Here is a 24,825-nt window from a genome sequence, read left to right as displayed (position 1 = left end):
GGTCAGAACTTGCGGTCAAGCAGCAGATGGGAAAAGTAGCCGAGCACCGTGGCCACATAGTAGGGAATAAACGGCTTCCAGGGCAGCCCGAGCAGGAGCATGGGAGCCAGAAGGACGGAACTGGGGATCAACAGGGCCGCCCACCAGGAATGGGTCCAGCCCCGGTGGGAGCCGATGGCCGGCAGCAGGGCGCAAAACCCCAGGACGGCCGCGTAGCGATACTGTTCGCGAAAGATGAGAAACCCGTCCACCACCAGGGCCGCGCCGTAAAAAAAACGCCGTCCCTTGGAGTCGGTGTCCACATCGGGAAACAGCCCGCCCAACACGGAAAAAAGCCCGAGGCAGATCGAGGTCTCAAATCCGGGGCGGTAAAACCCAAGCCACGACACCCCGGCCACGGCCGCACCGGTGACCGCTGCCGCACCGGCAATGTGCATCTTGTATCCCGGCATGGGGGCCTCCCTAGCATCGCCGGCCCGGTTGGGCAACCGCCGGATGCGGGCAATTGTCGTCTTGACGCGGCCTGCTTCCCCCGGCTAGGACCAGTGCTTGCCAACCCTCAAACCGGAAGCACATCATGCCCCGTATCCGTTCCCTGGCCACCCGCATCATTCCCCTGGCCCTGGCCGTCCTGCTCCTGGCCGCCGCCCGGCTCGCCGCCGCCGGCCCCGTGGTGGAGCTTTACGTCACCAGCTGGTGCCCCTACTGCACCAAGACCAAAGCCTTTTTTGACGGCAAGGGCATCGCCTATACGATGTACGACATCGACAAGGACCCGGCCGCCAACATGCGCTTCAAGCGCTACGGCGGACGCGGCGTGCCCCTGGTCATGATCGATGGCACGGCCATAGCCGGCTATTCCGTGGCGGAATTTGAAAAGGCCCTGGCCGCCCCCAAAACGGCCCCGTCCCATCCCAAAATCGCCACGCCCTAGCCGTCCGTTCCCGTTTCCTGCCGCACACTGCGCCGGGCCTTCGCACAGGCCCGGCGCTTTCCCATGGAGTTGCCATGACCAGCCTGCCCTACCGTTTCAGCCAGCGCGCCCACAACATCAAGATTTCCGCCACCAAGCTCATGCCCATGCTGGCCAGCGAAATCGGGGGCTGCGTCTCCCTTGGCCAGGGCGTGCCGTCCTTTGCCACCCCGCCCCACGTGGTCGAGGCCGTGTGCCGGGCGCTGACCGATCTGCCCTCGGCCGGCAAGTATTCGCTCCAGCCCGGAACAGTGGAACTGCGCCGGGCCGTGGCCGATCTGCTGGCGGCCGAGAAACGGCTGCTGGCCGATCCGGAACGGGAAATCGCCATCACCGTGGGCGGCATGGAGGCGCTGCTGTGCGCCGTCCTGTGCCTGTGCGAGCGCGGCGACGAGGTCATCGTGCCCGAGCCCTTTTATCCCTCCCATGTGGAGCAGGTGCTTTTGGCCGAAGCCCGTCCGGTCTTCGTTCCCCTGCGCCGCCACGACTGGAGCCTTGATCCCGAGGCCGTGGCCGCGGCCATCACCCCGCGCACCCGGGCGATCATCATCAATTCGCCGCACAACCCCACCGGTTCGGTCTTTGCCAAGGCCGACCTGCTGGCCGTGGCCGAGATTGCCCTGCACCACGGGCTCTACGTCATCTGCGACGACACCTACGACGCCCTGAGCTACGAAGAACCGGCCTTTTCCCTGGCCAGCCTGCCGCAGTTGCGCCCCTGGCTGGTGGCTGTGGGCAGCTTTTCCAAACGCTTCGCCCTGACCGGCTGGCGCGTGGGCTATGCCTTTGCCCCGGAGCCGATCATGGGCCAGATGCTCAAGGTCCACGACTGCACGGCCATTTGCGCCCCCACCCCGTCGCAGATCGCCGCCCTGGCCTCGCTGACCGGCCCCCAGCGTATCTACGCCGATTTCCTGGCCGCCCTGGCCGCCAGACGCCGGCGCATCATGGAGCGCCTCGACGCCATCCCCGGCATCACCTACAATGCCCCGGGCGGGGCCTTTTACATCATGGCCCGCTATGAACTGCCGGGCGCACCCATGGATGTGGCCACCCGGCTGATCCGAGAGGCCCGGGTGATCACTATCCCGGGCGACAGCTTCGGTCCGGGCGGGGCGCAAAGCCTGCGGCTGTCCTTTGGCGGCGACGAGGCCGAGATCGACACGGCCTGCGACCGCCTGGGCGAGTGGCTGGGCCGGCAATAAACCGGCCCACCCACCGGGCATCCCGCGCCTGTTGCCAAAACCGCCGCAAAGGACAGGACATGACCAACGGGGATGACGCCGGCATCGGCTACAGCGACGGCTCGGAAGCCTGGCTGCTCAAGTTTTTTACAGACCACACGGTCAACGAATACGAGCTCTATCCCAAGGATGCCTCCTGGGCCGTGCGCTACCATCTTTCGCCGCGCCGAAAGACCCTGCTCTCCTGGATCGATTTCGGTCCGGCCGGCCGCATCCTGGAACTCGGGGCCGGCTGCGGGGCGCTGACCGCCCATCTGGCCAGCCTGCCCCATCGCATAACAGCCGTGGAAGGCTCCCCGGACCGGGCGGCCGTCATCCGCGCCCGGTTGCCCGACGCCCCCAATCTGGAGATCATCACTGCCAACGCCGTGGGCCTGCCCTACGACGGCCTTTTTGATGTGGTGACCCTGGTTGGCGTGCTGGAATACGCCGGGGCCTTTGTGGAGGGTCCCGAACCCTACGCCCGGCTCCTGGCCGAGGCCCGGCGCTATCTCGCCCCGGACGGCTGCCTGATCCTGGCCATCGAAAACCGCCTGGGCCACAAGTATCTGGCCGGGCTGCCCGAAGACCACACCGGCCGGCCCTATGACGGCATAAACGGCTATCCCGGCCGGCCGGGAGTGCGCACCTTTGACCGGCCGGCCCTGGCCGCCATGCTGGCCCGCGCCGGCTTTGGCGCCACCCGCTGGCACTATCCCTCCCCGGACTACAAGATGCCCGACGCCGTGGTCAGCGAAGCGGCCCTTGGCCGCGACGGCTTTTCCGTCCTGCCGCTCCTGGAACTGCCCACCGCCGATCCGGGAGGCCGGGCCGTGCCGGCCTTTGGCGAACGCCAGTTCCTGCGCTCGGCCCTGTCCGGCGGCGTGGCCGGCCATTTCATGAACTCGTTTCTCGTCCTGGCAGCCAGCCGGGAGGACGCCCCCCTGCTCGCCGCCAACGCCGCAACCCTGGCCGTGGCCGTCAATGCCGACTCCTGCCCGCCGCATTTCCAGACCATGACCCGGTTTGTGGACAAGGGGGCAGGCGGCGTGGCCGTCACCCGGCGAAACCTCCACAACCTGCCGCCGCCGGCCTTTGCCGCCGGACGCCAGCAGATAAAGGCCGGCGAACCGTACCATCTCGGCTACGCCAGCTTTCTGGAAATGATCCTGGATGCGGTGGAAGACGGCGACCCGGCCCGGGCCGGCCGGCTGCTCATCGAATGGATGGAACTGGCCGCCTCCCGGGCCAGACCCGGCGACCCGGCCGCTGCGGCGGGCTTTGCCGCCTTTTGCCGCGGCCAGCTTGGGGCGGACCTCTACCCGGGGCACGAAAAGGCTCGCTGGCTGTCCGGCCGCCTCCTGGATGCCCATCCCGGCAATGTGCTGCGCCACCCGGCCACCGGCGACGTGCGCTATATCGACCTCGAATGGCAGCTGGCCTGCGACATCCCCCTGCAACTGCTCATTGACCGGGGGGTCAATCTCGTCGGCCAGAAACTCCAGGCCCAGGCAAAGTACCTGGGGCTGCCCGGGACGGCCGGCCTGCCCCCGGCCATGGACCGGATGCTCGCCCGCCATCCCCTGTCGCGCCAGGCCGACACCGACTCCCTGGCCCGCTTCACCCACTGGCTTTTTGCCGCCGTGACCAATGGCAGCCTGGACCATCGCCTGCCGGACGCCGCCCCATAATTCCCTTCCCCGTCGCCGCGCAGTGGCGTACACGGGGACCGGCATCGAGCCGCTCAAGGATTATACGTCTATGATACAGCTAAACGCCCCCGCCGGGCCGCAGCCGGGCACGCGTCCGGCCCTGGCCATGATCGGGGTCAATCTCATGGTCTTTATGGCCACGCTCGATATGAGCATCGTCAACGTGGCCCTGCCCACCCTGACGGAGAGCCTGAACACGGATTTCGCCACCATCCAGTGGGTCATCCTAAGCTACGTGCTGGTCATCGCCAGCCTGCTTCTCCTGATCTCGCGCCTGGGCGATATGCGCGACAAGAAACGCATTTTCTCCACCGGACTGGTCCTTTTCATCCTGGCCTCGCTGTGCTGCGGCCTGTCCCCGTCGGTGTATTGGCTGATCGGCTTTCGGGCGCTGCAGGGCATTGGCGCAGCCATGAGCCAATCCCTAGGCATGGCCATCGTGACCCAGATCGCCCCCCCGGCCAGCCGGGGCCGGGCCTTGGGCTTTATCGGCGGCACCGTAGCCATGGGCCTCATGATCGGGCCGCCCCTTGGCGGGGTGATTATCGGTCTGGCCGGCTGGCGGGCCTTGTTTCTGCTCAACGTCCCCCTGGGCCTTCTGGCCTATGTCGCGGTGCGCCGTTACATGCCCTCGCTGCCGCCGGTGCGCCAGGGGGAGCGCTTTGACGTGCCCGGGGCGGCGCTCGCCTGCCTGACCCTGGCCTGCTACTGCCTGGGCATGACCTTCATGCAGCGAAACGGCCCGTCCGATCCCCTTGCCCTGGGACTCCTCGGCATCAGCGCCGCCGGTCTGGCCGTTTTTGTGGCGGTGGAGCGCAAGAGCCCGGCCCCCATGCTCGACCTGACGCTCTTTGCCAATCCCCTGGTGTCGCTGCCCCTGGCCATGTCGGTGCTGGTCTTCATCACCGGGGCCAGCGGCTTTATCATGCCGTTTTTCCTGCAGTCGGCCCAAGGGCACACCGTCACCGAGGTCGGGCTTTTGCTCATGATCCTGCCGGCCTCCATGGCCCTGACCGCGCCACTCTCCGGCTCCCTGGCCGACCGCTACGGCACCCGGGTCATCAGCCTCGTGGGGCTTCTCGTACTCCTTGGCGGCTGTCTGGCCCTGGGGACGCTGACCGAACACACGCCCTGGTGGGGCTATCTGCTGCGTTCCATGCCGGTCGGCCTTGGCATCGGCATTTTCCAGGCCCCGAATAATTCCACCATCATGGGCCAGATGCCGCCCCACCGCCTGGGCGTCGGTTCCGGGCTGGCCAACTACGCCCGGGTGTTTGGCCAATCAACCGGCCTGCCGCTGGTGGCCACGATCTTCTCCGGGCTGGTGGCCGCCTCCGGAACCGTGGCCAGCCACGCCGAATTCACCAATGCCCCGCCGGCCGCCCTGGCCGCCGGCGTGGCCGGGGTGTTCCACGCCCTGGCCGGCCTGCTGGTTATGGCCATCGCCCTGGCGGCCTGGGCTTGGCAGTTGGAAAACGCCAAGGCCCGCAACGCGCGCTCCTGATCGCCGGCTTCAGGCCGGGACCGGACTGCCTGGCTCTGCCGGACTGACCGACTCGAAAAGCTCCCGGCGCACCCGTTCGCGCTCGCGGTCGATCTGCTCGTCCGTGGCCCCGAGTTCATGAAGCACATAGGCGGTCATGGACAGGGCGATCTCGCCCTCCCCGGAAAAGACCGCCTGGGCTCCGGCCCGACGCTGGGCAGCGGCCTCGCGCAGATAGCCGGCCCGACTGGCGATGTGAAGGCCCGGATGCAGATCCAGGGCCGCGGCCACGATCTCGGCCGCCGCCACTTCCGATGCGGTAATAAGCAGGCTTTGAGCCGACATGATGCCGGCATGGAGCAAAATCTCCCGGCTCGCGGCATCGCCGTGAACAACCGGCACGCCAGAGGCCGCCAGTGACCGCGCGGTTTCGATGTTCATCTCCACCACCACCGGCTCGATGCCGTTGTCGCGCAAAATGCGGCACAGCGTCGCGCCAACCGGCCCATAGCCCACCACCACGGCCCGGTGCCTGACGGCGTCAGTGGCAAACCCTTCCCCGCTTGGCGTCGCTTGCGCCCGGATAAGCCCCTTGCGCGAAAGCAAGGCCACAACCGGGGCCACGGCCTGATAGAGCCAGGGGTTTAAAATGATCGACACCACCGAGGCCAGGACCAGGGCGTTGGTGGCTTCCGGCGGCAAAATACCCAGGCTTGCGGCCAGGGCGGCCAGAATGAAGGAGAATTCGCCGATCTGGGCCAGGGCCACGGCCACGGACAGGGCGACCTCCAGGGGCCGGCGAAGGAGCAGCACGACCACAAGCGCGGCCAGCGGCTTGCCGAAAAGCACAATGCCGATGGTGGCCAGCTCCAGACGCCACTGGGCCACCACCGTGGTCGGATCGAGCAGCATCCCCACGGAAACGAAAAACAGCACGGCAAAGGCGTCGCGCATGGGCAAGGCGTCCGAGGCGGCCCTGGCCCCGAACTCCGACTGTCCGACGATCATGCCGGCCAGAAAGGCCCCAAGGGCCATGGATGCGCCGAAAAAGAGCGCCGAGCCCACAGCCAGCCCCAAGGCGGCGGCCAGCACGGCCAGGGTGAAAAGCTCCCGGGAACCGGTGCGGGCCACATGGCCGAAAAAGCGCGGCAGAAGCCAACGTCCGGCCACGGCCGTGACCGCAACCAGGGCGGCCAGCTTGGCCAGGGCAATGCCCAGGGTCAGGCCCAGGCCGTTGCCGCCGTCGGTTGGGCCATAGAGCGCCGGCAGCAGCACCAGCACCAGGATGGTGAACAGATCCTCGACAATGAGCCAGCCCACGGCAATGTGGCCGGTCGGGGTATGCAGCGCCCGGTTGTCGGCCAAAACGCGCGTCAGGACCACGGTGCTGGCCACGGAAATGGCCACGCCAAAAACGATTCCAGCCGTCCAGGACCAGCCCAGGGCATGGCTGACCACGGCCCCCAGGGCCGCCGAGGCGGCAATCTGGGCCACGGCTCCGGGCACGGCCACGCCGCGTACGGCCACCAGATCCTTGAGATGAAAATGCAGGCCCACACCGAACATGAGCAAAATGACGCCCAACTCGGCGAACTGGTTGGCAAGGCCGCCATCGGCCACAAAGCCCGGAGTGAACGGGCCGATCAGAAACCCGGCCGCCAGGTAGCCGACTATGGGCGACAGCGACAGCCGGCGGGCGGTCAGGCCCAGGATCAGGGCGGCCACCAGACCGCCGGTCAGGGTCAAAATCAGGTCAATATCATGGGGCATGACACCTCCTTGGGGGCAAAACGGCATAGCGCCGGCCCCGGAAGTTTCCGGGGACGGCTGCCGGCTGACCTGTTGGGGAACAAAACGTCCCCGTGGCCGCAGGTCTTCCCGCTGCTACAGTTGCAGAAATTCCAGGCTGCCGCACAAGGGGCAACAACTGCCACCCGGATGCTTTGTGCCGCAGCTGGCGCAGGCCACTTCCACCGGCGGCGCATCAGGATGTTTCTCGCCGCACATACGGCAATGCGTGAAATCCGGGTCGTTTTCAGCCTGGCACTTCTGACAGATCCACGGAGTCTTGGGCTGGGACATGGGATGCCTCCCGGCTGCGGCCACTGCCGGCGGCCACAGTCTCTGGCAGCAGTCTACACCATGGCCCGGCCAAACGCCATGGCGCATTCGTCTTTCTGCCTCTGGCGCATTGACAGTGCCGCCCGCGCTCCCTTAGGTGTGGGCATCATGTCCGACGTACCGTCCCCCGACGCCGATATCGCTGCCCGCCAGGCCAGACGCCTGCAGGAAGCGGTGGAAAATCTCTTTGCCTGTTGCCAGGCCCGCATCGCCATGCAAAGCGAGCGGTTCGGCCTGCCGCCGGCCGCCCTGCGCGCCCTCCTTGCCCTGGGTGAAAACCGCTATCTGGCTCCCGGCGAACTCGGCCGGCGCCTGGGTGTCACCAAAAGCCGGGTCACGGCCGTCGCCACCCAGCTCCTGCGGCAGGGGCTGATCGACAAACATCCCGATCCTGCCGATGCCCGGGTCACCTTGTTAAGCCTCACCCCGGCCGGGCGACGCGCCCGCGAGGATGTCCGGGCCTTCATGGCGGGCCTGTTCCAGAGCATGATGGAGCGGGTCGAACCGGCCCAACGCGAGGCCGTCCTGGCCTCCCTGGATGTCCTGCGACACTGCATGGAAGCCGCGCGCCAGGAAGCAAGCGCCTGAGCCAGCAAAACCGGCACGTTCCCCGAGATACCGCGTTCCGACAGCCCCGAAGCCCCTCCCCCTAAGCACCTTTTTGAGGCATACCCACCGTATGGATATCCCCGTCCTTCCAGACATCACCGTTGTTTTTGGCCTGGCCGTCGTGGTCATCCTGGTCTGCCACCGCATGAAAATACCGGCCCTGGTGGGCATGTTGCTGACCGGGATGTTGTGCGGCCCCCATGGCCTGGGTCTGGTCCGCTCGGCCCACGACGTCGAAATCCTCTCGGAAATCGGCGTCATCATGCTGCTTTTCACCATCGGCCTGGAACTGTCCCTGGCTGATTTGTCGCGGCTCAAGCGCCCGGTCTTCATCGGCGGCACGGCCCAGATGGGGCTAACCTGGGTGGTCTTTTTTGCCCTGGCCTTTTTCGGCGTGGATTTTTCCGGCGGCTCCTCAGTGCTGATCGGCATGTTGGCCGCCCTGTCCAGTACGGCCATCGTGCTCAAAACCCTCCAAGAACGGGCCGAGATGGAGGCTCCCCACGGCCGGGTGAGCCTTGGCATCCTCATCTTCCAGGATCTGCTGGCCGTGCCCATGATGCTGGCCGTGCCGCTCCTGACCGGACGCACCATCGGTTTCACCTCGTCCATCGTCTACACGGTGGGCAAGGGCGCGCTCATCCTGTTCCTGCTGGTGGTGATGTCGCGCAAGCTGATGCCGGGGCTGCTGCTGTCCATCGTTCGCACCCGCAGTCGGGAACTTTTCCTGCTGGCGGCCCTTGGCATTTGTCTGGCGGTCAGCCTGCTCACCGCCGCCATTGGCCTGTCCCTGTCCCTGGGCGCGTTTCTGGCCGGTCTGCTCCTGTCCGGGTCCGACTACCGCGAAAGTCTCCACGAGGCCGTGCTGCCGTTTAAAGACGTCTTTACGTCGCTGTTCTTCATTTCCATCGGCATGCTGCTCAATGTCTCCTCCGCCTCGGCCCATCTGGGCGAAGTGCTGGCCGCGGCGGCCCTGCTGCTGGCCATCAAAGCCGTGGCCGCAGGCGTGGCCACGCGCATCCTGGGCTACCCCACCCGCGTTGCCGTGCTGGTCGGGCTGGCCCTTTGCCAGGTGGGAGAATTTTCCTTTATCCTGGCCAAAGCCGGTTTTACCCAGGGGGTCATTTCCGAGCATTTCTACCAGAAATTCCTGGCCGCCAGCATCCTGACCATGGTCCTGGCCCCGTTTCTGATCGCCCTGGCCCCACGCGCCGCCGTACTCGTATGCCGGCTGCTCCGGGTCTGTGAAACGCCTGAGGACGCACCCACGGCCGAGTACAGCAACCACCTGATCATCCTCGGCTTCGGAGCCGGCGGCCGGCAGCTCGCCCGGGCGGCCAAGGCAGCCGGCATCGCCTATGTCATCTTGGAGATGAACCCGGACACGGTCCGAAACGAAGCCAAAAAAGGCGAACCCATCATTTTCGGCGACGCCTCCAAGCCCGGTGTGCTGACCCATATCTGTGTGCAGGAGGCCAAGGCCCTGGCCGTGGTCGTTTCCGATGCCGCCGCCGCCAGACGGGCCGTGGAGATTGCCCGGTTCGAGAACCCGGCCATCTATATCGTGGCCCGCACCCGGTTTAACACCGAGATCAAGGCCCTGCTCGACCTTGGGGCCAACGACGTCATTGCCGAGGAATTCGAGGCGTCCCTGGCCGTTTTCACCCGGGTGATGGACAAGTTCATGCTGCCACGCGACGACATCGAGCGCATGGTCCAGGACATCCGGCGCGAGGGGTACAAGGCCATGCTGCCGGGGTCCCTGGACGAGATGGTGGGGTTTGTGCCGGACAAGTCCCTGGCCGGCCTGCATGTGACCGTCTTTACCGTGGACACGGCCTCGCCCCTGGCCGGCCGGTCGCTGATGGACGTGCACCTGCGCCGGGAGCACGACCTGACCGTGGCGGCCGTCCGGCGCGGCGACGAATTCGTGCCCAACCCCGACGGCCCCTTCGTCCTGGCCGCCAACGACCGGCTCTACGTCATGGGCACGGCCGAAGCGCTCAAAAAAGGCGCAGGGTTGTTCCGGGGTGCGGCTTAGTTGACGAAGGGGGAGGAAGAGTGCCTCCGCGGCGGCCGGGGAGAAAAGGGAGAAGAGCCTCCGGCGGCCGGGGGCCTGAGGCCCCCGGACCCCCCAAATGGGCAAAGGGGGCCGGTGTTATCGCGACGGTGGGCGGGAGCCACGGGCCACGGGAAAAGGCCCTTAAAGCCTGGGGTATGGTTTACCGCAGACTCCCGGCAAAGGCATGGCGGGCCGCCGCCAGATCAAACAGGGCATGCCCAACCGTCTTAAAGACCACCGGACCGGCCGGACGCGGCGGTGGGCCGTCGAGCACCGCATCGAGCGGCGTGACCGTTCCCCAGTCCACGCCGGCGCGCAGATAATCCCCGGCCTCGACCTTGGCCGACTCCATATCATCGACATACAGGACGGCGCGGGCGACCAGCGAGGCCGGCAGCTCGGCCGCCTCCGGCGTGAATGACCCGACAGCCGAGACAAACGCGTCGCCGCGCACCACATCGGCCAGCACCGGCTCGCGGCTCGTGGTGGCCGTGACGATCAGGGCCGCCTGCCGCGCGGCCTGCTCCACTGCCGCACTATCCGTCGCCGCCTGTACCGTAATACCCGCCTCGGCCAGGGAGGCTGCCATGGCCTCGACCCGTGCCGGCGTGCGGCCGGCAAGGGTAATGGCCCGCACGCCAAGCCCCTGCCAAAAGGCCTCCACATGGGCTCTGGCCTGGACCCCGGCCCCGATGACCAGGAGCGGACCGGAAGGGTCCGCCGCCAGCAGACGGGCCGCCAGCAGGCTCACCGCCGCCGTGCGCCGGGCCGTCACGGTCGGGCCGTCAAGGGTCCCCAGACGCCGGCCCGTGGCCGCCTCGATCACGACCACCTCGCCCTGGATCACCGGCCGCTCCCGGTTGTCCGGATGGACGGTGATGGTCTTGACCACGGCGATCTGGTCGTCCGCCGCCGGCATACACAAGAGCACCCCACCCGGCACCGGCACGGACAGGCGTTCCGGGGCCACAGCCACACCAGCCAGCCGGGCGCGCAGCACAGCGGCAACGGCATCGGACAGCGCACGATACGCAAACATGGCATCTCCTGAGATCTTCCAGCCGGCTGGCCCGGCAGCAAAAATGCCGCCGGCCTCGGCCTTTGGACGTATGCACCAACCGGGCAATTGCACACGATCCGGCCCGGCATGGCAACCGACAAAGGCCGCAGCCCAAAAAACAGGGCCGGTGCGCCTTTCGACGCCCGGCCCCGTGCAACAACGCAATGCGGCAACTGCCCAGCCCTGCCGGGCTTCTCCAACCAGACGGCAAATTCCGGGCGGGCCGGCCTCTACCCTTCTTCCTTGTCGGCCTTGTGCCCGACGAGCCAGGTCTGCAACTGGTCCATGTAGGTGTAGAAGCACGGCGTCAGATAGAGCGTGACCACCTGGGAGATGATCAGTCCGCCGGCCACGACAAGTCCCAGCGGCTGTCTGGCGTCGCCGCCGGCCCCCATACCGAGGGCAATGGGGAAGATGCCGGCAATGGCCGCCACCGTGGTCATCATGATGGGTCGAAAACGCACGATACAGCCTTCGAAAACGGCTTCAAAGGGCGACTTGCCCTCTTTCTCCGCCTCAATGGCAAAGTCGATGACCATGATCGAGTTCTTCTTGACGATGCCGATCAGCATAATGATGCCGATAAATCCGTACAAGTCGAGCTGTCGGCCAAAGACCAGCAAGGTAATCAGTCCGCCAAGCGCTGCCGAGGGCAGACCCGAGAGAATGGTAATGGGATGGATAAAGCTCTCATAGAGAATACCCAGGATCAGATAGATGATCATGATGGCCAAAAAGAGCAGGAACGGCACGCTGGCCAGGGATTCCTTGAAGGCCGTGGCCTGCCCTTCAAAAATGTAGCTGATGTTGCTCGGCAGTTCTTTCTTGGACAAAACCTCGATGGCGGCCACAGCTTCACCAATGGAGTAGTTCCCGGCCGTGTTGTAGGAAATGGTGACCGAGGTGAGCTGGCCGGTGTGGTTGACCACCAGCGGCCCCACGCCCTCGGTCATTTTGACCAGACCGTTTAAGGGGACAAGCACGGCGTTGCCGTTTTTATCCACCTGGGAGGAACGCACATAGAGCTTGTTGAGCAGATCCGGCCGACGCTGGTACTCGGGCTGCACCTCGACGATGACCTTGTAGGTGTCGGTTGCGCCGTAGAGGTTGGTCAGCTGCCGGGCAGCGTAGGCGGTCATCAGGGCCGTTTCGATGGCCGACGCCGTGACACCCAGGGCTTGGGCCTTGTCGCGGTCGATCTCGATCTGGACCTGGGGGCCATCGATCTGCATATCGGTGTTGACGTCGGTGATTTCCTTGATCTTGCGCATATCCGCGGCCATCTTGCGGGCCACGGGATAGAGCTCGCCCGGATCAGGCGAGAGCAGCGTGTACTGGTAGAGCGCCTTGGTCTGCTTGCCGCCGATCTGGATCGAAGGCGGATTGTACATGAAGACAAAGAGGTCCGCCAACTGGGCCATCTTGGGGCGCAGATCGTCGATGATCTGCTGGGCGCTGCGTTTGCGGGTCTTCATGGGGCCAAGCAGCGGGAACATGGCGGCGTTGTTCATGGACGTGTTGGGCCCGCCAACCCCGACCACGCCGATGAACTTGAAGACGTCCGGATCGGACATGAAAATGCGCCCGACCTTGAGGACCCGGTCTTTCATGGTGTCATAGGAGGCGGATTGCTCGGCCATGCCGAAGGCGTAGAAGATGCCGGAGTCCGTGGCCGGAATAAAGCCCGTGGGCACGACGGTAAACAGCCAGAAGGTCAGGCCCAGGACAGCCACGGACAACAGCATGACGAAGAAACGAAACCGCAGGGCAAAGTGCAGGGATTTCTCATAACCCCGCTCGAACCATTTGAAAATCTTGCCGGACTCGGAAATTTTGCCCGAAAGAAAACGGCTGCACAACATGGGGGTCAGGGACAGGGTGACGAAGCCCGAAACAAGGATGCAAAGCGTAATGGTAATGGCCATCTCATTGAGCACGCGCCCCAGGATGCCGGCCATAAACATGATGGGGATAAAGACCGCAACCAGGGACAGGGTCATGGAAATGATGGTGAAGCCGATCTGGCGCGCCCCGTCCAGGGAGGCCTGCATCATCTTCTTGCCCATCTCGGTGTGGCGTACGATGTTTTCGATCATGACGATGGCGTCGTCCACCACGAACCCGACCGCCAGGATGATGGCCATGGCTGAAAGGTTGTCGATGGAAAAGTGGAAAAACACCATGAGCGAAAGCGTGCCGATCAGGGCCGTCGGCAGGGCCAGACTGGCGATGATGGTGGCGGGCAGGTTGTTTAAGAACAGATAGACCACAAGCACGACCAGCCCGATGGAGAGCATCAGGGTGAACTGGACGTCGTCGATGGCTTCCTTGATGGAGATGGAACGGTCATACAGGAATTCGAGGTTGACCGACGGCGGCAGCGTGGCCTCGATATTGGGGATCATGGCCCGGATGGAGTCCACGAGCTGGATGGTGTTGGTGCCGGCCGCGCGTTTGACGGCGATGACGATGCCCTGCTGCTGGTCGAAAAAGGCGGCGTTCCTGTTGTTGACCGTGGAGTCGATGGCCTCTCCCACGTCCTGAAGGCGCACCGGGCTGCCATTTCTGTAGGCGATGATCTGGCGGTTGTAGGCCGTGGCGCTGGTCAGCTGGCCCTGGGCCTTGATGGTGAAAAGCTTGTCCACGCCATAGAGCGAGCCGGTGGGCTGGAGGACGGTCTCACTGTTGAAGGCGGTGGCCACTTCGTCGATGCCAATGGACAGCGCCGCGAGTTTGTCGGGGTTGACCTGGACCCGGGGCGAATAGGTCTGATCGCCGTAGACCGCCACCTGGGCCACGCCGTTGATCATGGAAATGCGCTGGGCGATGTAGACCTTGGCGTAGTTGGTGACCTTGTACAGCGGCATGGTGTCGCTGGAGACGCGGATATAGATGATGGGCATGTCTGCCGGGTTGACCTTCTGGAAGGTCGGGGGACTCGGCATATTGGTGGGAAGGCTGCCCTGGGCGGCGTTGATGTAGGTCAGGACGTCCGTGCCGGCGCCGTCGATGTTGCGCGACAGGTCGAACTGGAGGGTAATGGTGGTTGTGCCCAGGGAGTTCGACGAACTCATGGACTGCAGGCCGGAAATGGACGTGAACTGCCGCTCAAGCGGCGTGGCCACGGCCGAGGCCATGGTTTCGGGGTCAGCGCCGGGCAGCGAGGCCGTCACCTGGATGGTGGGAAAGTCGATGCTCGGCATTTCGCTGATCGGCAGCGAAAAATAGGAGACAATGCCAAAGAAGATAAGCGCGGCCATCAGCAGCGTCGTGGCTACCGGCCGCTTGATGAAAAGGTCGGTCATGGCTAGTTCCCCTGACCTTCCCCGGAAGGCTTGGCCTTGTTTTTATCCCTGTCGGCCACGGCAGCCGGAGAAACCGGGCCTTCCTTGTAGGTGGCCGGCTGGACAATGGTCAGCGGCACGCCCGGAAAAAGCTTGATCTGTCCCGAGGTGATGACCCGCTCGCCCGGGGCCAGGCCCTTTTCGATGACCGTCTCGGCCCCGATCTTGCGGCCTGCCGTCACCGGACGGATTTCCACGGTGTTGTCCGGCTTGGCGATAAAAAGCGAAACGCCGTTTTGGGTGTTGGCCACGGCGCTTGAGGGCACAAGCAGGGTGTCGACGGTGTCGGCCAGGACCACGGTGGCGTCCACGAACTGGCCCGGCCACAGGGTGCGGTCGGTATTGGGGAACACACCCTGCAACGTGATGGTGCCGGTATTGGTGTCCACGGTGTTGTTAATCACGTTGAGTGTGCCCTTGGCAGCCACTTCCTGCCGGCCGGGATAGCGGGCCTCCACAGCCAGAGTCGCCTTGGCGGCGTGGCTGCGGATGTCGGGCAGATACTTTTCCGCCACCGAGAACTGGACATTGATCGGTTCGATCTGATTGAGGGTGACGATGATGTCGCTATTAGCCTCGATCAGGTTGCCGGTCTTGTACTGCTGCAAACCGACAACGCCGGTACAGGGGGCATAAATATAGCAATAGTCGAGATTGACCTTGGCATTGACCACGGCCGCCTCGTCCACCTTCACCTGCTCTTCGTCCTGCTGCCAGGCCGTGCGCTTTTGCTCATAGTCTTCCTGGCTGATGACGGCCTTGGCCACGAGGTCTTTATAGCGCAGCCACTCGCGTTTGGCCTGGGCGGCCGTGGCCTTGTCGCGAGCCAGGGTGCTCTTGGCCTCGTCCAGCTTGGCCTTGTAGGAATCGGGATTGATAACGAGAAGCAACTCGCCTTCCTTGACCACGTTGCCTTCGGCAAAAAGCGTCTTTTGCAGGACACCCGTGACCTGGGAACGCACACTCACCGTGCGCACGGCATAGACATGGCCGATGCCGTCGACATTGAGCGGCGCGGTGACGGGCTTGGCCTCGATGACGGTCACTTCAACCGGAGTGGGTTTCTCGGCCTGGGGCTTGGGTCGATCGCATCCGGCCACGGTCGCCAGCAGGGCCAAGGCCAGAGGGACGGCAAGGGAGGCAACGGACCGGGCGGCTGGACGGAAATTGGAAAAAGGCATGGATGCGGTCTCCTCTCGTTTGAAACACACTCCTGACGCGAGACGCCAAGCAGCGCATCCGTCATGAAGGCACTTGGCAAATACTGTTCGTTTCCACCAGTTATCACTGAAAGTCAAGATGTTAACCACCCACACGCCAAGATGTAACGCCGGCATTCGCTGCGTTGGCCCAAAGCGCCCGCCACTCCCCAAAAAGGGCTATTGAACGGCCTGCTTGCCCAAATACGCCCCGAACAGCCGGGTGCGGTAATCAGTATTTTCCAGCCGGCGCAAAATGGCCACATTGACGGATTTACGCAGCGCCGACCCGCGTGGAAAGGCGAAGCCATAGAGTTGGGGATCGAAAAAACCGGGCAGGATGCGGACATCGCCGGAGAAAGCCTTGTACTGGTAATAATGGAGGATGGGCTGGTCGTGGACAAAGGCGTCGAGATCGCCATCCACCAGAGCGGTCAAGCCCGCTTCCACCGACGGATACCGCCGGATGCCGATGTGGCTGGCCACGAGTTCTTCTTCGGCCGAACTGTCCGTCAAAACGCCGGCGCGCACCTTGTGCAGGTCATCTGGTCCCTGCACCCGGCCAAGCAGGTGCCCAACGGTCAGCGAGGAGGTGACGCCGGCCGTAAACGAGGCCAGCAGGGCGACCGAGGCGAACATCCAGATCATGGCCAGCACCCGGCCAACCAGGGTCTTGGGCGTGGCATCGCCATAGCCGACGGAGGTCATGGTGACCGCCGACCACCACATGCCGTCGCCGATGCCCTTGCCGCCGGGCCGGAAATGGCCGGGATTGCGGCGGCGCTCGACCGCCCAGATCAAAACCCCAACAGCGAGCAACAGCGCTGCCAAGGATCCGACGTAGAGCAACAACTGCTCGGAAAAAACGACCTCAACCACCCGCATAAACAGGGATTCCGTCTGGAGCGGCACAGCGATGCCCAGGCCCGAATAGTAAAAGGGCTGGGAGAAATCCATCGCCGTCTCGCGGTCGGGCGTAAGCGACAGGGCCGAGACGCCTACATCGACCGCGCCCAGGCGCACGGCCTCAAGCAGCCCTTCCAGGTTATATTCCCGGACGCTGAAGGTGAGGCCGATATCCCGGGCCACATCGGTCCACAGGTCATAGGCCACGCCGAAATACCGGCCATTGGCGTCCTTTTCCAGAAACGGCGGGGCAAGACAGACGCCCACCGTCAGGTTCCTGCCGGCCGGGGAGGGGTCAGGCAAGGGCAAAACCGTCTCGCAGCGCCCCTGCCCGGCCAGCACCGCGAAACACAATACTCCCCAAAGGACCAGTATCCCGACCAATCGCCGCATCATTCCTCCCCTGCGGCCACTGCCGCCGCCACCGGCCAGCGGCGTCTGGCATGGACCCGGCGCAACAGCCGCACCCGGCCAAACACCTGACCCCGCTTTTGCCGCAAGGCCTCCCGGCTGGCCTCCAGTTGCATCTCCTCGGTACCCTTGGGCTTGTATTTGACCTTGACGCCCTGAAACGGCACGAGGATTTTATTTTCTTGAAACGTCTGGTCAATGATGATGCCCAGTTCGGACTGGACCGCAAACTTTTTGATGAAGTTGTCGATCCACACCTGCAGATCAAACTCCAGCCCATACCGGCCAAGCGAACGCAGCAAGACCTCCGGACCCGGGTTTTTGAGCACGTCCTGATGGTCCTTGGCAATGGACAGCAGGAGCTTTTTGACCTTCTTGATCTTGGTGCCGGGAGCCACCGTCACCGGAATGGTCAGGCGCATGGTGGTGCCGTGGTAGGACAGGTTGACGATTTCGCCGCGCAGAAAACTCGAATTGGGAATGATGACCGTCGTGTTGTCGAGCGTGCGCACGATGGTGTTTCGCACCGACAGATCCACCACCTCGCCAAGGTTTTTGCCCTGCTGGATGATGTCGCCCTTCTTGACCGTCCCGCCGAACATGATGATCAGGCCGCTTATGAAATTGTTGACGATATCCTTAAGGCCAAAGCCTATGCCGACAGACAGGCCGCTGGCGATCCAGGTCAGCGCCCCGAGCGGCACTTCAAACAGGCGCAGGGCGAACAGGATAAAAAACGTCCAGGTCACATAGGCAAAGGCCGCGCCAACGGTATGGGCCAGTCCCGTATCCATGGGTTTGCCGCGAAAATTGACAAAGGCCAGAGCCTCTTGAAACCAGGCCTGGATGAGACGCAGCAGGAAAAAACTGATGATCAGCCAGGCCACGGCATCCAGGGAAACAACCGCCTTGCCGATGGAGAAATGCAGGGTGAAAACATATTCCACCAGTCCCGGCCCGCCCATGAATACGAGCATCCAGGCAATGTAGAGGGCCACCAGCAGGGTCGCGGCCAGGGGCTCGGCCAAATGGGCCAGGGACCGTTCCCGGCCGCCGGCCAGGATGCCAAGGCCCCGTTGCACGGCTCCGGAGATGTACACGGCCAGATGCAGCATGAACAAGGCCTGCACCACAACCACCGCCTGGGGTCCGAAACCGCACAGGCTGGCCCCGGCAGCGCCGGCAAGCAGCCACAAGGTCGGACAACGGCAACTCTCGCCCCGGGTCAGCCACCAGGCTCCAAGTCCGGCAACCGCCATCCACAGCGCACACACCAGCGAAGCCGGCACATTGAACATGTCCAAAACGACGCTGGCCAGAAAACAGGCAAACAGCACCGGCAGGACCCGGCCGCCGGAGGCCAGCCGGAACAGGCCGTAGGACAGAACCGTGACCCAGGCCAGGGCAACGAACTGGCTGGCGGTATAAAGGAGCGTGTAGCGGGCCGCCAACAGACCAAGGGCCAGGGCCATCCAGAGGAGCCCCGGTCGCAGTTGCAGCCAGGTGTCCGGACGACGGCGCAACAGCAACCGGAAAAACCCCAGGGCCACGGCACTGTCGAGGAGTGTCAGGCCGATAAACGCGCCCCAGGGCATGGTGGCCAGAATCGGTCCCCAGAAACGCGGCCCGGCATCGGCCCACTCCTTGAGATCATCAAGCATCCCATTCAAATTGGCCGGACGCAGCAGCGAACCCGACGAGGCAAAATAGGTTCGGCCAAACACCTCGATGAAACGGGCGACCTCATCCGTGCGGGCAGCCGCAATATCCGTCGACAAGGCCGCGGCCTGCCCCAGGGCCTCGTCCACCTCGACCTTGACCGCGTCCACATCGTGCTTGAGTTCCTTAAAGGCATGCCCGGGGCCGGCCAGTTCCTCGCTGACGAGCTCGGCATACTCCCGGCTGGCATTTTGGGCGCGTATCTGGCGCAGGGTGGTGTACTCCTGCTTGGTGCGGGCCAGGGTGTCCTGCATGTCCTCCAAGGGACTGCGGGCGGCGCTGACGGCATGGGACAATTCGGCCAACTGGAGCAGGAGTGTCCTGGAGGCCCAGGGGGTGTCCCCGGCCACGCCCCGCAGCAGGAGCAACTGGTCCAGGCGGCTGCTGATCCGGGACAGGTGCTCGGCCCACAGGAGCTTCTGCCCGGGCAGATCCTGCTGCATCCGGTCCAGCTCCTGGCGCTTGATCGCGATATTCTGGCTCAGTCCCTCGGCAATGGAACGCCAAAGGTCATCCTCGCCCGGCGTTGCCGCCAAGGTTCCCTGGCCGGAGACAAGAACCAGGAACAATGCAAAAATGCCAAGTCTGTGCCATCCTGCCTGCCTTCGCCCCATTGGTATGCTCCCGCCATCTGGATAGTTTCAGCCAAAAAACCCTAGCGCGTCCGGCGCATCCGACGCAAGCCCCGCTCCGGCGCATCGTCCGGGCTTGCGCTGCCAGGACCGGGCCGGTATGGAGTGACCTGCCCAATTGATGGAGAGGATAAAGATGAAAAGACTTGTTTTCGGCGTTTTCCTGATCCTGGCCCTGGCTGGCGGTGCAGCCGGCTATCTGCTGCTCACCGACCGGGGCAAACCGGAAATCGCCCTTTCTCCGGAAAGCGATGTGGCCGCGCCCAAGCGCGAATTCACCCTGACCCTTCGTGATGCCAGCTCCGGGCTTAAAAGCGCCAAGGTCGTGGTCACCCAGGCCGACAAGCAGATCACCCTGCTCGATACCACCTATGCCAATCCCGTGCGGGACGCCGTGGAAAAATTCACCCTGGAGCCGGCCGGGCTGCGCGATGGCCCCTTCACCCTGGCCATCACCGCCACCGACCGCTCCATTGCCAATTTCGGCGCCGGCAACACCACCTCCGTGACCCGGCAATACACCCTGGACACCACGCCGCCCCGGGTGGATGTGACCAGCCTGGCCCACAACGTGCGCCAGGGCGGGGTCGGAGCCGTCTCCTTCTCGGTCAGCGAAGCCCCGGAAAGCGCCGGCGTGGTGGTTGGCGACGACTTTTACCCGGCCTACAAGCTTGAGAACGGCAAGTACTTCGGCTTCTACGTGTTCCCGTACAACATGGACCCCAAAAACTTCGTGCCCAAAGTCAAAGTGACGGACAAGGCCGGCAACATCGGCGTGGCCTCTTTCCGCTATCAAGCCATCCCCAGGAAGTTTCGCCAGGACAAGCTCAATATCTCCGACAACTTCCTTGATTCGAAGATGCCGCAGTACTACGACATCATTACCGACACCCGGGACAATTTGCAGATTTACCTCAAGGTCAACAACGACATCCGCCGGCAAAACAGCGTGTTTCTCAAAGAGCTGGCCAAAAAAAGCGCCCCGACCATGCTCTGGGACAAAAAAGCCTTCCTGCGCCTGCCCAATGCCGCCCCCCGGGCCGGTTTCGGCGACCATCGGACGTATATGTACCAGAACCGGGAGATCGACCAACAGACCCACATGGGCGTGGATCTGGCTTCGCTTGAGGGCGCGCCGGTGCCGGCGGCCAATACCGGCAAGGTGGTCTTTGCCGGATTTCTCGGCATCTACGGCGAAACCGTGATCATCGACCACGGCCTGGGCCTGCAGACCCTCTACGCCCACTTGCGCCAGATCGACGTCAAGGTCGGCCAGGACATCAAGAAAGGGGAAGTTCTCGGCAAAACCGGCGTGTCCGGCCTGGCCGCCGGCGACCACCTCCATTTTGGCGTCCTGGTCGATGGCCAGGAAACCTCGCCCATCGAGTGGTGGGACCAGCACTGGATCGACGACAACATCTTAAGCAAGCTGTAGGCACGCGTGCCCCGGGGCCGGCTTCCGCCCGGCCCCGGCCTCCCCGCGTACCCGACCGCCGGCAACACGCGCGCCGTTGCCCTGCCCCGGAGTGCAGGCTACCCCATCCCGACATCCAGGTCCGGTCCATGCGCCCGGCAGTTCCCCCCCAATCGCCAAGCGCCTTCCACTCCCGACAGGTGCCCGTCCACCCTGCCCGTCCCAGGCCCCAGCCCCGGACCATAAAAAAGGCCTCCCGGCGAACCGGGAGGCCTTTTCCTTGAAGGCTTGAAGCGGCCTACCACTTCTTGGCGCGCTGGGCGGCCAGGGCCGTGGCCTGCTCCTCGTAGCTGTCAAAACCGGCCTGGCGCAGGGCGTCAAACACCGTTCCGGTCCAGTCCCAGGTGGCATACAGGGCCGGCTTGTGGAACAGACGGCGGAAGTTCTCCATCTCCTGGCGGTAGAAATTGGCCTTGGCCGTTTCCAGGTTTTCGCGCAACTGCTCGCCAAGGCGCGTCAACTCGCCGTCGTACCAGTCCTTGATGTCCGCAGCGGTGTCGTATTTTTTAGCGATGTGTTCGTATTTATTGTCCTGGAGCACCACTTTGAGCCGGGCCAGATGCTGCTCGCCAAGCCACTTGCCAAGGCCGTCCACGGCAATGCCCTCGGACTCGACATGGGCCATGTCGAACTTGGTCTGATAGTAGGTATCGGGCACGACCGACGCGCACACGATGCCGGCAATGGCGACCAGCCCCCGCAGGATGACGCTGTTGGACACGCCCTGGCCGCAGAAACCGACCTTCTTGCCGTACTTCTGGCCGGCAAAGATGGTGACCAAAAGCGCCCAGACCACGGCCGGGTCTTCTTCGTCATAGATGTGGCGCAGGGCCGGGTTGTCGCGGTCGGTGCCAAGCACCATCTGGGTCATGTCGTTGGAGCCGATGGAGAAGCCGTCGAACTCCTGGATGAACTGCTTGGCCAGGATGGCGTTGCTCGGGATTTCCGACATGATGAACATTTTGAGCCCATCATCGCCGGACTGGAGCTTGTGCACCCGCTCAAGATAGCGCTTCATGGAAGTGGCTTCCTCCACCGTGCGCACGAACGGCAGCATGATGTGGAGGTTTTTCCCGCCGTAGATGCCGCGCGCCAGCTTAAACGACTCGATTTCCCAGTCGTGGATGTTGCGTGACACGCCCCGGTAGCCGAGCATGGGGTTGTCTTCCAGCGCCTCGAACAGGTTGCCGCCAAGCAGGTTCCGGTATTCGTTGGATTTGAAATCCGTGGTGCGGTACAGGATCGGCTTGCCGTGGAAGGCCATGGCAAAAAGGCCCAGGCCCTGGGACAGGGTCTGGACGTAGAGCTCCTTGCCGCTGCGGAACCCGCGCGAAGTGAGCTGCTTGCGAATTTTGCCCAAAAGCGCGGTCAGATCGTCGAGCTGGCTCTTGATGCCGATCTGCCGGGCCACTTCCTGGCGCATGGCCGCAATCTTGGCCAGGGTGTCCTTGACCATGGGTTCTTCGGCCACGGCTGCCACACGGTCTTCGATGCGGGCCTTGATCTCGTAGCGGCGCTTGATGGCGTCGGGATCGACAGCCTTATGCTGCATCTCGTCCCAGTAGCCGAGAATAATGGCCACATGGGTTTCCAGGTCGGCCGAAGTTTTGAGCAGATCGAGCCGGCGGGTGACTTCTTCGAGATGGTGGTCGAGCTTTTTCTCGAACTCCCGAATGCGGCGATGGACCGCCATGACTTCGTCGGTGCCGCGGGCGCCGGAATGGTCGGCCAGGGTTTCCAGTTCAGCCGACAGGCCCGTTACCAGGCCGACGTAGCTGCGCAGCTTGATCTGGACGTTTATGAACCCGGCTCCGAGCTGGTCGCGCACGATCTTGGTCAGCTTGGCGTCGAGTTCCTTGACCTTGGTGTCAATGAGGGTTGGCAGCGTGCCGTTGTCATAGGCTTCAAGGGCCTGGGGATGCACGCCGATATTGCCGAGCATGAATTCGGCCCGAAGCAGCCCCACTTCAAAGTCCCCGACGCTGCGCAGACGTGACAGAAAGAGCGCCTGCCCGACGTCGGCCAGGATCAGGCCGACCTTGGTCTTGGTGTCGGGCAGCTTGGCCAGATCCATCTCGCCGCCGACTTCGACCAGCGGCAGCAGGCCGCGGTAGACACAGCCGCGCGAACCGTCAACCGTCACATACTGGCCGTCCAGGGAGCGCAGGGTCTCGGCGCGCTGGATGCCGATGATGGCCGGGATACCCAGCTCGCGGGAGGTGATGGCGGCGTGGCTGGTGTCGCCGCCGGCATCGGCCAGGATGGCCGAGGCCACGCGCATTCCAGGCACCATGTCCGGGTCGGTGCGCTCGGCAGCCAGGATGTCGCCCTTCTGGATCTTGTTGAGCTCCAGGGCCGAGCGCAAAAAGCGCACCATGCCCTGCCCGGCCCCGCGCGACGCGCCGTTGCCTTCGAGGATGACCTCGGCGGCCAGGGCCGCCCGCTTCTCCACTTCCATGCGGCGCATGAAAATGGTGTGGGGATGCAACTCCAGTTCGTCGTTCCAGCGGGTTTCCGGCCGAGCCTGGACAAACCACAGGCGGTCGGACTCATCGATGCAAAATTCCGTATCCATGATGCAGTTGCCGTAGGCGACCGAGATGGCGCGCACGCCCCGGGCCACTTCCTCGGCCTGGGCCAGGGACAGCGCCCAGCGGTAGGCTTCCTCTTCGGAAACCTTGACCAGCTTGGTGCCGCCTTCCTGGTCGTCGTAGACGATCTTTTTATCCTTGTAGCCCATGTTGCGGATGACGACTTCCGAGCCGTCGTCGCGCTGGAACACGTAGAGCTTGTCCGGGGTGACCATGCCGCCGACAACCGCTTCGCCCAGGCCGTAGCTGGCGTCGATGGAGACGAGGTCGTTTCGCGAGGTGCCCCGGCAGCCGGTGGCGGTATCGGCGGCAAAGGCCGTGCCGGAGATCACCGGGTTGATCATGCGCATGATGCACACGGACAGCGAGGTGTTCTCAATGGCCCATTCGAGCTTGGCCTGTTCGGCGATGGAATCGTCGCCGGTGCGCTCGGCCAGGGCCACGGCGTCGAGGATGGCCTCGCGGCGGTAGGTCATGGAACGCAGGTTGTAGGCCGAGGCGCAGTCCCACTGGTAGGCACGCACGCACTGGGCCGCGCCGACGATATTGAGATAGGTGTCCTGGAGTCCGGCAAAGGCCTTTTTGCGGCTGTCCTCGCCGGCGGCCGAGGAACGCACGGCCACGGGCACGTCTTCCAGGCCGGCCTCGCGGCAGATGTCGTTGTAGCCGTTGGATACGGCCTCGCGGACTTCGGCCGGCATATCCACGGACAAGATGGCCACCTGGACCAGGACGGAGCGTTTGCGCAGCTGGTCGATGCCTTCGGGGGAGGTGGCGAAGCCTTCGACCACGTTGTTTATAAACGTGCGCAACTTAATCGACGAACCCGGGGCGTCGGCGGTCTTGGAACGCACTTCCTCGGCCAGATCGCGCACGAGGTTTTTCATGTATTCCGGATCGCTGTTGACTTCCTCGTCGGTCCAGTTGACCCGGCGGTAACCGTCGTTGACGACTTCCCGGATAAGGGCCGCATTGACCTTGGTCTCGTCGAGAACGCGGTGGAAGGCCACCGAGGACACAGCCCGGAACTGGGGCGCCCGGATGCCCTGGATCTGGCTGATGAGCGCCGTATTATAATTCTTCCCACCGACCAGGATTTCGGCTTCTTCGCCGATGCCGACAATGTCGGCTCCCATCAGGATGAGCGTCTTGGCAGTATCGAAAGCCGCGTCCTGTCCCGGAGCGGACGCATTGTCGTCCTGGCGCGGTTTATCGTTGGCTTGGGTCTTGGCCATTCTCCCCTCCTTGTCTCTCCAGGCTCGGTGGTCCGGATCGTCTTGGCCGGCCACCGTTAACACGTTCGTGG

At 64.1% G+C, this 24,825-nt stretch carries 16 protein-coding genes; 7 read left to right on the top strand and 9 right to left on the bottom strand.

Features of this window, described 5'->3' with window-relative positions; all coding sequences use genetic code 11:
* Positions 1-2: 2 nt before the first annotated feature.
* Positions 3-452 (bottom strand): metal-dependent hydrolase, encoded by a 450-nt coding sequence (locus tag DVDV_RS03500; RefSeq protein ID WP_075353328.1) that lies wholly within the window; start codon positions 450-452, stop codon positions 3-5.
* A 125-nt stretch (positions 453-577) separates the two neighbouring features.
* Here DVDV_RS03500 and DVDV_RS03495 point away from each other — a divergent pair, with 125 nt between their 5' ends.
* From DVDV_RS03495 to DVDV_RS03480, 4 genes are all read left to right on the top strand, one after another.
* Positions 578-934, top strand: coding sequence for a glutaredoxin domain-containing protein (locus tag DVDV_RS03495; RefSeq protein WP_075353327.1), 357 nt, complete (start codon positions 578-580; stop codon positions 932-934).
* Positions 935-1,008: 74 nt separating this feature from the next.
* Positions 1,009-2,178, top strand: coding sequence for a pyridoxal phosphate-dependent aminotransferase (locus DVDV_RS03490; RefSeq protein WP_075353326.1), 1,170 nt, complete (start codon positions 1,009-1,011; stop codon positions 2,176-2,178).
* Between the two features lie 59 nt (positions 2,179-2,237).
* Complete coding sequence (locus tag DVDV_RS03485; RefSeq protein ID WP_075353325.1) at positions 2,238-3,887, top strand: class I SAM-dependent methyltransferase; 1,650 nt, start codon at positions 2,238-2,240, stop codon at positions 3,885-3,887.
* Positions 3,888-3,957: 70 nt separating this feature from the next.
* Positions 3,958-5,412 carry an MFS transporter gene (locus DVDV_RS03480; RefSeq protein ID WP_075353324.1) on the top strand — a complete coding sequence of 485 codons (1,455 nt, stop codon included), beginning with the start codon at positions 3,958-3,960 and terminating at the stop codon, positions 5,410-5,412.
* 9 nt (positions 5,413-5,421) lie between these two features.
* On the opposite strand, the gene DVDV_RS03475 is transcribed toward DVDV_RS03480, so the two are convergent.
* Positions 5,422-7,161, bottom strand: coding sequence for a cation:proton antiporter (locus tag DVDV_RS03475; RefSeq protein ID WP_075353323.1), 1,740 nt, complete (start codon positions 7,159-7,161; stop codon positions 5,422-5,424).
* A gap of 114 nt (positions 7,162-7,275) precedes the next feature.
* On the bottom strand, positions 7,276-7,473 hold the full coding sequence (locus tag DVDV_RS03470) for a hypothetical protein (protein ID WP_075353322.1): 198 nt from the start codon (positions 7,471-7,473) through the stop codon (positions 7,276-7,278).
* Between the two features lie 147 nt (positions 7,474-7,620).
* Here DVDV_RS03470 and DVDV_RS03465 point away from each other — a divergent pair, with 147 nt between their 5' ends.
* Complete coding sequence (locus DVDV_RS03465; protein ID WP_075353342.1) at positions 7,621-8,100, top strand: MarR family winged helix-turn-helix transcriptional regulator; 480 nt, start codon at positions 7,621-7,623, stop codon at positions 8,098-8,100.
* Positions 8,101-8,191: 91 nt separating this feature from the next.
* The gene (locus DVDV_RS03460) at positions 8,192-10,162 is read left to right on the top strand and encodes a monovalent cation:proton antiporter family protein (RefSeq protein WP_075353321.1); all 1,971 of its coding nucleotides are present in this window, start codon (positions 8,192-8,194) and stop codon (positions 10,160-10,162) included.
* A 181-nt stretch (positions 10,163-10,343) separates the two neighbouring features.
* Here the strand turns inward: DVDV_RS03460 and DVDV_RS03455 are convergent, their stop codons facing one another.
* The 5 genes from DVDV_RS03455 to DVDV_RS03435 form a co-directional block, all read right to left on the bottom strand.
* Entirely contained in the window at positions 10,344-11,222 is an 879-nt protein-coding gene (locus DVDV_RS03455; RefSeq protein WP_075353320.1) for a delta(1)-pyrroline-2-carboxylate reductase family protein, read from the bottom strand.
* A 251-nt stretch (positions 11,223-11,473) separates the two neighbouring features.
* Positions 11,474-14,548, bottom strand: coding sequence for an efflux RND transporter permease subunit (locus DVDV_RS03450; RefSeq protein WP_075353319.1), 3,075 nt, complete (start codon positions 14,546-14,548; stop codon positions 11,474-11,476).
* Between the two features lie 2 nt (positions 14,549-14,550).
* The gene (locus DVDV_RS03445) at positions 14,551-15,768 is read right to left on the bottom strand and encodes an efflux RND transporter periplasmic adaptor subunit (protein WP_075353318.1); all 1,218 of its coding nucleotides are present in this window, start codon (positions 15,766-15,768) and stop codon (positions 14,551-14,553) included.
* Positions 15,769-15,966: 198 nt separating this feature from the next.
* Positions 15,967-17,085 (bottom strand): transporter substrate-binding domain-containing protein, encoded by a 1,119-nt coding sequence (locus tag DVDV_RS03440; RefSeq protein ID WP_075353317.1) that lies wholly within the window; start codon positions 17,083-17,085, stop codon positions 15,967-15,969.
* Positions 17,085-19,358 carry a mechanosensitive ion channel domain-containing protein gene (locus DVDV_RS03435; protein WP_254845221.1) on the bottom strand — a complete coding sequence of 758 codons (2,274 nt, stop codon included), beginning with the start codon at positions 19,356-19,358 and terminating at the stop codon, positions 17,085-17,087. The genes DVDV_RS03440 and DVDV_RS03435 overlap by 1 nt, the downstream gene beginning before the upstream one ends.
* 232 nt (positions 19,359-19,590) lie before the next feature.
* On the opposite strand from DVDV_RS03435, the gene DVDV_RS03430 reads away from it, so the two are divergent.
* Positions 19,591-20,889 carry a M23 family metallopeptidase gene (locus tag DVDV_RS03430; protein WP_075353315.1) on the top strand — a complete coding sequence of 433 codons (1,299 nt, stop codon included), beginning with the start codon at positions 19,591-19,593 and terminating at the stop codon, positions 20,887-20,889.
* A 277-nt stretch (positions 20,890-21,166) separates the two neighbouring features.
* On the opposite strand, the gene DVDV_RS03425 is transcribed toward DVDV_RS03430, so the two are convergent.
* The gene (locus DVDV_RS03425) at positions 21,167-24,754 is read right to left on the bottom strand and encodes a PEP/pyruvate-binding domain-containing protein (protein WP_075353314.1); all 3,588 of its coding nucleotides are present in this window, start codon (positions 24,752-24,754) and stop codon (positions 21,167-21,169) included.
* Between the last annotated feature and the right edge of the window lie 71 nt (positions 24,755-24,825).

The organism is Desulfovibrio sp. DV (genome assembly GCF_001936595.1).
Taxonomy (GTDB): Bacteria; Desulfobacterota; Desulfovibrionia; order Desulfovibrionales; family Desulfovibrionaceae; genus Solidesulfovibrio.
Note: the sequence above shows the minus strand (reverse complement) of the source record. Positions and strands in the feature narration are given on the sequence as shown.

What these genes read in the sequence shown, in the direction of transcription:
- DVDV_RS03485 (WP_075353325.1), top strand. Translation starts at nt 2,238, where the DNA reads ATGACCAACGGGGATGACGCCGGCATCGGCTACAGCGACGGCTCGGAA.
- DVDV_RS03470 (WP_075353322.1), bottom strand. Translation starts at nt 7,473, where the DNA reads ATGTCCCAGCCCAAGACTCCGTGGATCTGTCAGAAGTGCCAGGCTGAA.
- DVDV_RS03455 (WP_075353320.1), bottom strand. Translation starts at nt 11,222, where the DNA reads ATGTTTGCGTATCGTGCGCTGTCCGATGCCGTTGCCGCTGTGCTGCGC.
- DVDV_RS03430 (WP_075353315.1), top strand. Translation starts at nt 19,591, where the DNA reads ATGAAAAGACTTGTTTTCGGCGTTTTCCTGATCCTGGCCCTGGCTGGC.
- DVDV_RS03425 (WP_075353314.1), bottom strand. Translation starts at nt 24,754, where the DNA reads ATGGCCAAGACCCAAGCCAACGATAAACCGCGCCAGGACGACAATGCG.
- DVDV_RS03445 (WP_075353318.1), bottom strand. Translation starts at nt 15,768, where the DNA reads ATGCCTTTTTCCAATTTCCGTCCAGCCGCCCGGTCCGTTGCCTCCCTT.
- DVDV_RS03480 (WP_075353324.1), top strand. Translation starts at nt 3,958, where the DNA reads ATGATACAGCTAAACGCCCCCGCCGGGCCGCAGCCGGGCACGCGTCCG.
- DVDV_RS03460 (WP_075353321.1), top strand. Translation starts at nt 8,192, where the DNA reads ATGGATATCCCCGTCCTTCCAGACATCACCGTTGTTTTTGGCCTGGCC.
- DVDV_RS03500 (WP_075353328.1), bottom strand. Translation starts at nt 452, where the DNA reads ATGCCGGGATACAAGATGCACATTGCCGGTGCGGCAGCGGTCACCGGT.
- DVDV_RS03475 (WP_075353323.1), bottom strand. Translation starts at nt 7,161, where the DNA reads ATGCCCCATGATATTGACCTGATTTTGACCCTGACCGGCGGTCTGGTG.
- DVDV_RS03465 (WP_075353342.1), top strand. Translation starts at nt 7,621, where the DNA reads ATGTCCGACGTACCGTCCCCCGACGCCGATATCGCTGCCCGCCAGGCC.
- DVDV_RS03490 (WP_075353326.1), top strand. Translation starts at nt 1,009, where the DNA reads ATGACCAGCCTGCCCTACCGTTTCAGCCAGCGCGCCCACAACATCAAG.
- DVDV_RS03450 (WP_075353319.1), bottom strand. Translation starts at nt 14,548, where the DNA reads ATGACCGACCTTTTCATCAAGCGGCCGGTAGCCACGACGCTGCTGATG.
- DVDV_RS03440 (WP_075353317.1), bottom strand. Translation starts at nt 17,085, where the DNA reads ATGCGGCGATTGGTCGGGATACTGGTCCTTTGGGGAGTATTGTGTTTC.
- DVDV_RS03495 (WP_075353327.1), top strand. Translation starts at nt 578, where the DNA reads ATGCCCCGTATCCGTTCCCTGGCCACCCGCATCATTCCCCTGGCCCTG.